Origin of the sequence: Alteromonas sp. M12, assembly GCF_037478005.1 — a bacterium.
In the GTDB taxonomy this organism is placed as follows: domain Bacteria; phylum Pseudomonadota; class Gammaproteobacteria; order Enterobacterales; family Alteromonadaceae; genus Aliiglaciecola; species Aliiglaciecola lipolytica_A.
Map to the genome: position 1 here is coordinate 2557737 of NZ_CP144164.1, position 11208 is coordinate 2568944.

Genomic DNA, 11208 nt, shown 5'->3' on the forward strand with positions numbered 1-11208 from the left:
AAGTCGCCATGCAAACTATTTTAAATAAAATCATCAATTACATTCAATATAAGTTGACCAGCTGGTCAGGTTTTATATTATATGTATAAAGGTAATCAAGCAAAACAAAAATTCGCAATATTAGTTTGTTCAAATAATCTAGAACATTGATATATAAGATAATGGATAACCAATCGGTAGTCGGGAAAAACTATGGTTCAATTTTTACTTAACAATGTGAAGACTGATATTGACTCAGTGGAAACAGATTTAACGGTTTTAGACTACCTTCGTGAACATCAAGGGTTGTGTGGTACTAAAGAAGGATGTGCTTCAGGTGATTGCGGTGCTTGTACTGTAGTATTAGCGCAATTGAATGAGCAACAAGATGGTATTGAATACAAGTCAATCAATAGCTGCGTTACTTTTACCAGTGCTTTGCAGGGTAAACAACTTATCACTGTAGAACATTTGTCTGATGGCAAGCAATTGCACCCGGTGCAATCGGCAATGGTAGAACAGCATGGCTCTCAATGTGGTTTTTGCACACCTGGTTTTGTGATGTCGCTTTTTGCTTTATATCATCAAGACAAGCCAAACAGCCGACACAATGTGGAGTTGGCATTATCGGGCAACCTATGCCGTTGCACAGGATACCGCCCTATTATCGATGCAGCGCTAAATAGTTGCCAATCTAAAACCTCCGACAAATTTGATCAGGTTGAACAGCAAACAATAGAAAGTTTAAAGGCCATCAAAAATCAGAATGCGGGATTAGATGGGCTATATGTACCGACTACACGACAAGCATTAGCGGACCTGGTCAAAACCTACCCTGAAGCTCGTTATGTTGCAGGCAGCACTGATCTGGCATTAGAGGTGACCCAACAATTAAACAATTTGGACTGTTTGATTGACCTTAAATCTGTTCCAGAACTAAACAAATTAACAGTCACAGATACCCATTTACAGATTGGGGCAGCACTACCATTTAACCAAATCGAACCCACACTACTGAGTCACTTCCCAAGCTTAGATGAATTATTGTGGCGATTTGCTTCTGTGCCTATTCGGAATCAAGCAACCCTTGGTGGAAATGTAGCTAACGCCTCTCCCATTGGTGATATGCCGCCGGTTCTGTTGGCATTAAATGCGCAAATATTGTTAGACAATGGCAATGCCACCAGACAAGTGCCCGCCAGATCGTTTTTTCTAGATTATCGTAAAACAGCGATGCAAAACGGGGAATGGATTGATTCTGTTCACCTTCCCCTGTTGCAAACAAACGCAGTTTTAAAAGCCTACAAGGTTTCAAAACGCATGGAGGATGACATTTCCGCTGTTTGCGCCGTTTTTCATGTTGTTATAAAAGACAATAAAATTGAAAATATAAGTACCGGATTTGGAGGTGTTGCTGCGAGTCCGGTGACTGCGAACGAATTTGAACAAGCAATGCAAGGCGCAACATGGAACGCCTCTGAAACCCTAGAATTGGGTAAGCAGCTTTTGCAAAATGCATTTAAACCAATGGACGATGTGCGCGCTTCGGCCCAATATCGTTCTGATTTAGTGGTGAATTTATGGCATCGATTCTGGTTAGAGAACACCCAACAAAATAATATAATTGAAACACGGGTGGTAAATCATGCGTAAATTAATTGATCTGGCAATCGACAAAACACCTAGTGGCAAGATTGGAACATCCAGTAAACATGATAGTGCTAATCGTCACGTTACAGGTAAAGCCATTTATGTTGATGATAAAAATTTACCAGCCAATACCTTATTCGCTGCTATCGGAACCAGCAAGATCGCTTGTGGGCAGATTCAAAAACTGGACTTATCAAAAGTCTGGGCTAGCCCTGGCGTAGTCGATGTAATTACAGTTGAGGATGTTCCAGGGCACACAGACATTGGGCCTGTATTTAAAGGCGATCCCATACTCACCAGCGATCAAATTTCGTTTAATGGTCAGGCTATTTTCGCAGTTTTAGCCACATCTACTCGATTAGCTAGACAAGCTGTTCTAAACGCCGAGATTGAATATAGCCCATCATCGGCAACCTTGAGCACTGAAGAAGCTCATCAAAAACAGGAATTTGTGCGTCCTGCGCACAAAATGCAACAGACCCTCCCATCTCAAATTAAGAACAACAATATTGAGCAAATTGAATCCTGTTTAGAGGTAGGTGGCCAAGAACATTTATACCTCGAAGGTCAAGTTTCAGTTGCTATTCCCCAAGAAGAAGATCGAATGATGATCTATACATCTAGTCAACATCCAAGCGAAGTGCAAAAATTGGTTGCTGAAGTGCTAGATGTATCAATCAACAAAGTCACCGTTGATATGCGTCGCATGGGTGGCGGATTTGGTGGTAAAGAGACACAAGCAGCACAATGGGCATGCATAGCCGCGATTTTGGCCCATCGTCAATCAGTGCCAGTAAAAATACGCCTACCGAGAATGCAGGATATGCAGGTGACAGGGAAACGTCACCCATTTACTAACAAATATAAAGTGAACATTGATCAAAACGGACTCATTCAATCCAGTGAATTTGAAATTAATGGTGATTGCGGACACTCCCCTGATTTATCTGATGCAATAGTTGACCGTGCAATGTTTCACGTTGACAACGGCTACTACCTCGGTCAAACCGAAGTGGTTGGACATAGATGCAGAACCAATAAAGTATCTCATACCGCTTTCAGAGGATTTGGTGGCCCCCAAGGAATGATAGTTGCTGAAGACATGCTAGATAAGATTGCTCGGCATAGAAAAATAGACCCGCTCACTGCTAGAAAACGCAACTTGTACCAAAACGTTGGGGTAAATGAAACCCATTATGGAATGCCAATCGGGCAAAATGTTCTGCCTGATTTGCTCGAAAAATTGGAACACAGCAGTGATTATTGGAATCGCAGAAAACAAATCCAAGAATTCAATCAATCCAGCCCTATTATTAAAAAAGGTTTGGCATTAACTCCGGTAAAATTTGGTATTTCATTTACCGCTAAACACCTTAATCAAGCGGGTGCGCTGCTGCATGTTTACACTGACGGTAGTATTCAAGTAAACCATGGCGGCACCGAAATGGGTCAAGGGTTACATACTAAAGTGGCGCAAGTGGTAGCGAACGAGTTTGGCTTGCCAATTGATAAAATAGAGGTAACAGCAACACGCACCGATAAAGTGCCCAATACCTCTCCCACCGCTGCATCTAGTGGTACAGATATGAATGGTAAAGCCGCGCAAAATGCGTGTATTGAAATTAAACAACGTTTAGCGCCATTAATGCTCGCGCTATTCGCAAGACAATCGGCGCAACAACAAAATACAAACCAACAATCTGTAAGCGTCAATGATGTAGAGTTTGTCGATCAGCATGTTTGTATTCAGGATTTTAAAATCCCTTTTGCCGAATTGATCCAAGCAGCCTATTTTGAGCGCATATCGCTTTCAACTACCGGCTTCTACCAAACCCCAAAAATTCATTACGATCGGGAAACAGGCAAAGGGCGTCCTTTTTTCTATTTTGCTTACGGCGCCTCGTGTAGCGAAGTGCTAATTGATACCCTAACCGGTGAAATGCGAGTAGAACGTGTGGATATTCTCCATGATGTCGGTAACAGCCTCAATCCAGCCATCGACATTGGCCAAATTGAAGGAGGATTTATACAAGGCATGGGTTGGTTGACCAGCGAAGAATTATTGTGGGATAAAACCGGTAAACTAATTAGTAATAATCCCGCAACTTATAAGATTCCAGCAATTGGTGATACCCCTAGGGAATTTAATGTCGAACTTTATCCCCACGCCAACACTGAAAATACCATATACAACTCTAAAGCGGTGGGCGAACCACCTTTGATGTTGGCGATATCCGTTTGGTGTGCAATTAAGGATGCAATTTCCAGTGTTTCTAACTATGCATTAGATCCACAATTAAATACCCCGGCCACCCCTGAGAAAATTCTAAAAGCTTGTCAAAACATCCGTACTTCGATGGACACTCCAGCATGATGAAGAACCAGTGGTTTGATGGTGTAATGCACTGCCAAAATAACGCAAAAGCTTATGTTGTGTTGACCGTAATGGGGTCTGTAGGATCAACGCCTCGAGCGCAAGGTACCAAAATGGTGGTAACCGAAGATCGGATTTTTGACACCATTGGCGGTGGTCAACTTGAACATTTATCGATTAAAAAAGCTCGCGAATTACTCACCCTAAAAAGCCAAAGTCAACATGTAGAGTATTTTCCTTTAGGTGCTAAATTAGCCCAATGCTGTGGCGGTGCGACTCATGTATTATTTGAAGTATTCTGCCAGCACGTTAATCAGTTAATGCTTTTCGGCGCAGGTCACGTCGCTCAGGCGCTAGTGCCGATAATATCGCAACTTCCTTTGAATATTGTCTGGGTTGATTCACGCCAAGAGATGTTTGATGAAGTAGATAAATCAGAACTTCAGTTACCCACCAATGTAAGCGCCTTAATTGCAGAAGATTGCACCGACGCTTTGGATGAATACCCAGTCAATTACGTATTGGTTATGACCCATGATCACCAATTGGATTTTGAACTGGTCCACAAAGCGTTAAATATCGATAGTGTCGAATATTTAGGTTTGATTGGTTCTGCAACAAAAGCCAAACGTTTTCGAACACGCTTAGCTAATCATGGGATTAGCGCCCCAATGCTAGAAAAATTAGTCTGTCCTGTTGGTATTACTGATATTCCAGGTAAACGCCCTATTGAAGTTGCCGTCTCTATTGCCGGTCAACTCATTGGCTTACTCAATAAACATGAATCAAATGAATCGCAAAATAGCCAAGCTGCTTGGTTACAAACCAAAGAAATAGCGAAATTATTATGACCTTAGATGAACTCAATAAATTACCAGACCACGAAGCTTACACATGGTTTAAAAGTTGCTGTGAATCCTCTGTTTGGTCTACATTCATGGTGCAGTCTCGACCTTTCACATCAATTGAACAAATTAACGAGGTCGCTAGTCATAAATGGCCTTCACTCACTGAGGAAGACTATTTAGAAGCCTTTAAAGCCCATCCAATGATCGGAGATATTGCAACCTTAGAAGCTAAGTTTGCTAATACTTCCGCTTTAGCGGAACAAGAACAAGCCAGTACCATAGGCGCAGATCCAAAAGTGTTACAGGAACTTCACCGCTTAAATCAGCAGTACCTTGAAAAAAATCAGTTTATTTTCATTATTTGTGCCACCGGACAAAGCGCTGAGAACATGTTAGCTGCGATTCAGAAGCGCATTCATAACGATCGTAAAACTGAAATTGGGTTAGCAGCAGAGCAACAGCTAAAAATTGCACTATTAAGAATCAAAAAAGGCTTAACCGCCTAAACAGAGAAGAAATCTATGAATAGCTTATCTAGTCACGTACTTGATACGGCAGCGGGAAAACCTGTGCCAGATTTAGCCCTACAACTCACGACTCCTGATGGCAAAATTATTGACGCTCAAACGGATAATGATGGACGTTGTAATCAATGGAGCGACGTTAATTTTATTGCTGGTCAATATCAATTGCGCTTTTATGTAGAAACCTATTTAATCGAAAAGCACGGTGAGAGTTTCTACCCATTCGTTGATGTCAGCTTTAATTTACCTGAAGACGGCGGCCATTATCATGTCCCTTTATTGATATCGCCGTACGGTTTCAGTAGTTACCGAGGCAGCTAATACTATATGAAATCAGATTTACAAATATTTCGCAGTAGTATTTTGCACTTCCCTTTGACAACAAGCTCTCCAGATGAGGGTTACGCGTTCTATAAGGACGGTTATTTGGTTACGCGTAACGGTAAAATCGAAGCAATTGGCCACTATTCAGCGTTGCCCGACGAGTATGTGTCTTTAGCGGTTGAAGACTACCGAGGTAAGTTGTTAGTTCCAGGCTTCATTGATAGCCATTTACATTTCCCACAGACCGAGATGATAGCTAGCTATGGTGAACAGTTACTGCAATGGTTACAGAACTTTACTTTCCCAACAGAAACTAAGTTTCAGAACCATGACTATGCCCATGCCATGGCTGAGTTATTTTTAAGCCAGTTATTTTGTAACGGAACCACTACTGCAATGGTGTATTCCAGCGTGCATAAGCAAGCTACGGATGCACTTTTTAGCGCCGCGACTGCACATCAAATGGCGCTGATTGCTGGTAAAGTCTGCATGGACCGAAACTGTCCTGAAGATTTACAAGACTGTCCAACGTCAGCGCAAAAAGACAGCGCTGAACTGATTGAAAAATGGCATAACAAAAATCGCACTAAATACGCGTTAACACCAAGATTCGCACCAACAAGCACTGAAGCGCAGTTAGCGTCTTTAGGCGAATTAGCGCAACAATACCAAGATGTATATATTCAAACTCACCTATCTGAGAATATGCATGAAATTGCGTGGGTAAAAGAACTTTATCCACAACATCAACACTATTTAGATGTATATGATCATCATCACCTAGTCAGAAAAGGCAGTGTGTTTGGTCATTGTATTCATTTACAGCAAGCTGAATGGGATTTATTGGCGCAAACACAAGCAACTATTGCCTTTTGCCCCTCTTCTAATTTGTTCTTAGGCAGCGGCTTATTTAACCTAGACAAAGCAAGGCAATCATCTGTAAATGTCGCGTTGGCGACCGATGTTGGTGCCGGCACTTCGTTTAATATGCTAAGGACCATGGGGGATGCTTATAAAGTTTGCCAACTTAATCATTGTAAGCTGTCTGCATTAAGTGGCCTTTATATGATGACCCAAGGTACCGCAGCGTCATTAGATCTGGAACATAGTATTGGTAATTTAAATCCAGGTAGTCATGCAGATTTTGTCGTACTGGATCCTAAATTTAGTCAGCTTAGTGAAATAAGAACAGATTCTTTAATAACAGAAGGGACTGTCAACTTACCCTCTGATGTGTTATTTGCATTGAGCATGTTGGCAGATGAAAGAACCACTGAAGCCACTTACATCGCCGGAAAAGCGGTGTTTAAACAACCCACGAGGAGCAATTAAATGGTTTGGATGGACTGGGTATCGTTGTTTATTCGTTGGTTTCACGTTATCGCGGGTGTGGCTTGGATTGGCGCATCATTTTACTTTATTTGGTTAGATAACAACTTACAGCAACCACCGGAATGGAAAAAGAACAAAGGCATTAAAGGCGATTTGTGGGCGGTTCATGGAGGTGGCTTTTACGAAGTCGCTAAATATCAATACGGCCCTGAAAAAATCCCAGAAACCTTACATTGGTTTAAATGGGAAGCCTATACCACTTGGATAAGTGGATTTAGTTTACTTATTTTAGTTTATTACTTTGGGGCGTCTGCTTTTTTAATCGATCCTAATGTTATGGAGTTAACCCAAAGCCAAGCTGTATTAATGGGTTTAGGGTTAATATTTGGCGGCATGTTGATATATGAAGTAGCTTGCCGCAGTCCGTTAGCAAAAAGCCCATTGTTATTCGCGATCTTTCTATTAATACTGTTAACGGTTGCGGCTTGGTTGGCAACCCAATGGTTTAGCGGGCGTGGCGCTTACATACATATTGGAGCGCTGATTGGAACTATCATGGTGGCAAACGTCTTCTTGCAAATCATGCCGTCACAAAGAGCCATGGTTGATGCCGTAAAGAACAAACAAGAGGTCGACCCAAGCTGGGGAGAGAAAGCTAAGTTACGCTCAGTACACAACAACTACCTCACCCTACCTATCTTGTTCATCATGATTAGCAATCATTATCCCATGACTTATTTACACGAGCAGAACTGGCTAGTGTTGATAGCACTATGTGTGGTTTCGGCATGGATAAGACACTTTTTCAATTTAAAACATCTCGGTGTATTTAAACCTTCAATCTTAATTAGTGGTGCTGTGGCTATGCTGGCAATTGCAATTTGGGTTTCTGCTCCGAATATATTAACCACATCAGAGCCACAAACTAAGCAAGGCACGGAATTAGTCTCTCAAAGCCAAGTGAAACAAGTGTTAGATAGCCACTGCGTTTCTTGTCATTCAAAAACACCAACAGACCCCATGTTTCCGTCGCCTCCACTGGGCTTAGTTATGGATGATTGGAAAGATGTGGAAAACAAATTAAGCGTCATTTATCAACGGGTATTCGTGACTCGTGATATGCCCTTTTTAAATAAAACTCAAATGACAAATGAAGAGCGAAAACTAGTAGCAGATTGGTACCTGCAAAATTTAAATTAAACGCTATTGTCGATACTCTCTGCTTTTGCATGAACTGATTCAAACAAAATACGAGCCGCTAACTTAGCGGTTCGAGAATCAATATCGAATACTGGATTCAGTTCTGCAATATCCATTAACCTCCATTTAAAATTCATTTGTACTTGCTGGGTGCTCAACCATCGAATGATGGATATAACAAAAGGCAGCGAAATACCGAAAGAGCTTGGCGCGCTAACACCAGGAGCAAGGGACGCAGAAAAAGCGTCTAAACAAACAGTAACATAAAGTTCGTCAACCTCTTGCAGCATAGGTGTAAGCAACGATTTCGCCGCATCTAACTGACAATCTTCATCTAATAAATAGCCTACCTTTAGTGTTTGCGCGCATTGAAACAATGCTTGCGTATTAGCCGGTTTAGCAACGCCCAAACAGGTATAATGAAATGCGTCAGTGTATTGTTTACAAGCTTGCGCTATTTGGTAAAAAGCGGTACCAGAACTTGCATTAGGCGACGGTATGCGCAAGTCAAAATGCGCGTCGAAATTGATAATGCCTATTTTAGGTTTTGTTTTAGCCTGCACATTTTTGCGTAAGCCAGAGTAACTGGCCAAGGCAATTTCGTGTCCGCCGCCCAAACCAATTACAAACGCTGATGAATTTAACGCAGCATTAATTTGTTGAGAATAATTGTGTTGCGCTTCTTCCAGGTTATGCTGGGAGTCCACGTTTCCCAGATCTTTAATTGATTTGTCTAAATGCCAAGCCAAACTACACAGACTAGCGCGAATCGCGTTAGGACCGGCTTTCGCCCCTACTCGGCCTTTATTGACTGCCACACCAAGATCACAACTAAATCCCAATAAAGCGATATCCGTTTGCGACGTGGTTTGTTCCATGACTTGATGCCAGCGACGGCTGTTAATTCCGCCTTCATTGTCGACTCGTCCAGTCCAATGAAAATGAGAATTTTGACTAAACAAGCTTGCCTCCAAACCATTTACTAACGGGTTTGTATTGATTTACTGTATAAACGAGTTGCGCTGGATGGGAAATATCCCATAAACACAAATCGGCTCGGCACCCAGCTTTTATTTCTCCTCGGTCTTTTAAGCCTAACGCTTTGGCAGCGTTTACGGTAATGCCTCGCAATGCTTCTTCAGGGGTTAGTGCGAATAACACACAAGCCATGTTGGCACAGGTGAGAATTGATGCGATAGGAGAACTTCCGGGGTTTAAATCGGTGGCTATAGCCATTGGTACTTGTTGCTTTCGTAATGCTTCAATGGGCGGCTTCTGTGTTTCATTTAGAAAGTAAAACGCGCCAGGAAGCAAAACTGCAACAGTATCGGATAGCTTTAAATTAAATACATCAGATGCAGGCAGATATTCAATGTGATCAACGGATAAAGCATGATAATCACATGCTAACTTCGCACCTTTTAAATCACTAAGTTGTTCTACATGAGCTTTAATCGTTAGCCCAAACTGTTGAGCAGCTTTAAATACTCGCTCACATTGAGCTGGACTAAAACCGATACTTTCACAAAACACATCCACACTGTCAGCTAACTTTAATTCGCTTATTTTAGGCATGACCTCCTCACAAACGAAATCAATATAAGCATCCGCGTCCTGAGCGAATTCGGCTGGCAACGCATGGGCACCCAAGTAAGTTGCAAGAATCTTAACGGGTAATTCGTCACTTAATTTTTTCGCAACTTGTAGCATTTTTATTTCAGTGTCTAAGTCCAAACCGTAACCTGACTTTACTTCCAACGTTGTGACACCTTCATTGACTAACGCAGTAGCCCTTAATATTGCAGACGCTAATAACTCATCTGCTGTCGCTTTACGGGTAGCGCTTACGGTACTTTTTATGCCACCACCTTTAGCAGCAATACTTTGATAACTTTCACCGTTGAGTCGCCTTTCAAATTCATTGGCACGGTCACCGCCATACACTAGATGAGTATGACAATCGATAAAGCCGGGTAATATCCACTTTCCACCGCCATCAAATTTGCTTTTCGCATTTCCAGAAAAATTAGACAATTCACCAACATAAACGATGCGCTCGCCGTCTATTGCGATGCAGCCATTTTTTATTTCGCCATAGGGGGCAGAGCCAGTCAACATAGTAGCTATTTGAACGTTGTAAATAAGGTAATCGCAGGGATTCGACATAAGATCTCTATAGTACCGTTGCACGAGTAATCAGTGTACTTGCGGTAACTTGTATATACAAGTAAGATGCATTTTATTTACAATTAAATAACAAGTTAATGGCCTCACATTTTGTCAAAATAAAATCCCATCTATTGGCACAAATAGCCAATGGCACAATGCAGCATGGGGATAAGGTTCCTTCTGAAAATAAACTAGCTGAGCAATTTAGTGTTAGCCGGATGACGGCACGAAGAGCGCTGACAGATTTAGTTAACGAAGGGATCTTATTACGTTCGCAAGGTTTAGGAACCTTTGTGAATGATCAGCGACCTATGAGTTCAATGTTAGAAATTAATAGTATTGATGACGAAGTTTTAAAACGGGGTCATAGTTATTCGAATCAGGTGATATGCCAACAAAAAATATTTGCCAATACACATCAAGCAAATTTGTTAGGGATGGCTGTCGGGTCTCTTGTTTACAATACTAAAATAATTCACCTAGAAAACGATACGCCTATTCAATTAGAAGACCGTTTAGTAAATCCTCATTATGCACAAGATTACATCGAGCAGGATTTTAACAATACAACGGCTAATCGCTATCTTAATCAGGTTGCCCCACTAACCGAAGCAGACCATGTAATAGAAGCTTTATTACCTACACCAGACATTGCAGCGGCACTATCTGTTGCTATAGAACAACCTTGTTTATTGATTTCACGTCGTACCTTTTCAGCTAAAGGCATAGTGAGTTTTGCCAGCCTTTACCATCCAGGCAATCGATATCGATTGGGTGGCCACCTAGACTTTCAGGCTCTTTAACAAGA

The 11208-nt window shown here is 41.7% G+C and carries 10 protein-coding genes; 8 read left to right on the plus strand and 2 right to left on the minus strand.

Annotation, left to right across the window (positions count from 1 at the left end; translation table 11 throughout):
* Positions 1–192 precede the first annotated feature (192 nt).
* The 7 genes from xdhA to VUI23_RS10955 are packed head-to-tail and all read left to right on the plus strand — an operon-like array spanning position 193 to position 8231.
* On the plus strand, positions 193–1632 hold the full coding sequence (xdhA, locus tag VUI23_RS10925) for a xanthine dehydrogenase small subunit (RefSeq protein ID WP_342804392.1): 1440 nt from the start codon (positions 193–195) through the stop codon (positions 1630–1632).
* On the plus strand, positions 1625–4003 hold the full coding sequence (xdhB, locus tag VUI23_RS10930) for a xanthine dehydrogenase molybdopterin binding subunit (protein ID WP_342804393.1): 2379 nt from the start codon (positions 1625–1627) through the stop codon (positions 4001–4003). The genes xdhA and xdhB overlap by 8 nt, the downstream gene beginning before the upstream one ends.
* On the plus strand, positions 4000–4854 hold the full coding sequence (xdhC, locus tag VUI23_RS10935) for a xanthine dehydrogenase accessory protein XdhC (protein WP_216046661.1): 855 nt from the start codon (positions 4000–4002) through the stop codon (positions 4852–4854). The genes xdhB and xdhC overlap by 4 nt, the downstream gene beginning before the upstream one ends.
* The gene (gene uraD, locus VUI23_RS10940) at positions 4851–5357 is read left to right on the plus strand and encodes a 2-oxo-4-hydroxy-4-carboxy-5-ureidoimidazoline decarboxylase (protein ID WP_342804394.1); all 507 of its coding nucleotides are present in this window, start codon (positions 4851–4853) and stop codon (positions 5355–5357) included. Before xdhC ends, uraD begins: the two co-directional genes overlap by 4 nt.
* Positions 5358–5372: 15 nt before the next feature.
* The gene (gene uraH, locus VUI23_RS10945; protein WP_216046663.1) at positions 5373–5696 is read left to right on the plus strand and encodes a hydroxyisourate hydrolase; all 324 of its coding nucleotides are present in this window, start codon (positions 5373–5375) and stop codon (positions 5694–5696) included.
* A 6-nt stretch (positions 5697–5702) separates the two neighbouring features.
* The gene (guaD, locus tag VUI23_RS10950; RefSeq protein WP_216046664.1) at positions 5703–7031 is read left to right on the plus strand and encodes a guanine deaminase; all 1329 of its coding nucleotides are present in this window, start codon (positions 5703–5705) and stop codon (positions 7029–7031) included.
* A complete protein-coding gene (locus VUI23_RS10955) occupies positions 7032–8231 on the plus strand; it encodes a urate hydroxylase PuuD (protein WP_342804395.1) in 1200 nt (399 codons plus the stop codon).
* On the opposite strand, the gene hutG is transcribed toward VUI23_RS10955, so the two are convergent.
* Positions 8228–9193, minus strand: a complete 966-nt coding sequence (gene hutG, locus VUI23_RS10960) for a formimidoylglutamase (protein WP_342804396.1) — start codon at positions 9191–9193, stop codon at positions 8228–8230. The genes VUI23_RS10955 and hutG overlap by 4 nt on opposite strands.
* Positions 9186–10397 (minus strand): imidazolonepropionase, encoded by a 1212-nt coding sequence (gene hutI, locus VUI23_RS10965; protein WP_342804397.1) that lies wholly within the window; start codon positions 10395–10397, stop codon positions 9186–9188. The genes hutG and hutI overlap by 8 nt, the downstream gene beginning before the upstream one ends.
* Positions 10398–10495: 98 nt before the next feature.
* On the opposite strand from hutI, the gene hutC reads away from it, so the two are divergent.
* On the plus strand, positions 10496–11203 hold the full coding sequence (gene hutC / locus VUI23_RS10970) for a histidine utilization repressor (RefSeq protein ID WP_342804398.1): 708 nt from the start codon (positions 10496–10498) through the stop codon (positions 11201–11203).
* Positions 11204–11208 lie beyond the last annotated feature (5 nt).

Excerpts from the sequence above, each read along its gene's own strand:
- xdhA (WP_342804392.1), top strand. The coding sequence starts at position 193 with ATGGTTCAATTTTTACTTAACAATGTGAAGACTGATATTGACTCAGTG.
- hutI (WP_342804397.1), bottom strand. The coding sequence starts at position 10,397 with ATGTCGAATCCCTGCGATTACCTTATTTACAACGTTCAAATAGCTACT.
- VUI23_RS10955 (WP_342804395.1), top strand. The coding sequence starts at position 7,032 with ATGGTTTGGATGGACTGGGTATCGTTGTTTATTCGTTGGTTTCACGTT.
- guaD (WP_216046664.1), top strand. The coding sequence starts at position 5,703 with ATGAAATCAGATTTACAAATATTTCGCAGTAGTATTTTGCACTTCCCT.
- xdhC (WP_216046661.1), top strand. The coding sequence starts at position 4,000 with ATGATGAAGAACCAGTGGTTTGATGGTGTAATGCACTGCCAAAATAAC.
- hutC (WP_342804398.1), top strand. The coding sequence starts at position 10,496 with ATGGCCTCACATTTTGTCAAAATAAAATCCCATCTATTGGCACAAATA.
- xdhB (WP_342804393.1), top strand. The coding sequence starts at position 1,625 with ATGCGTAAATTAATTGATCTGGCAATCGACAAAACACCTAGTGGCAAG.
- uraH (WP_216046663.1), top strand. The coding sequence starts at position 5,373 with ATGAATAGCTTATCTAGTCACGTACTTGATACGGCAGCGGGAAAACCT.
- uraD (WP_342804394.1), top strand. The coding sequence starts at position 4,851 with ATGACCTTAGATGAACTCAATAAATTACCAGACCACGAAGCTTACACA.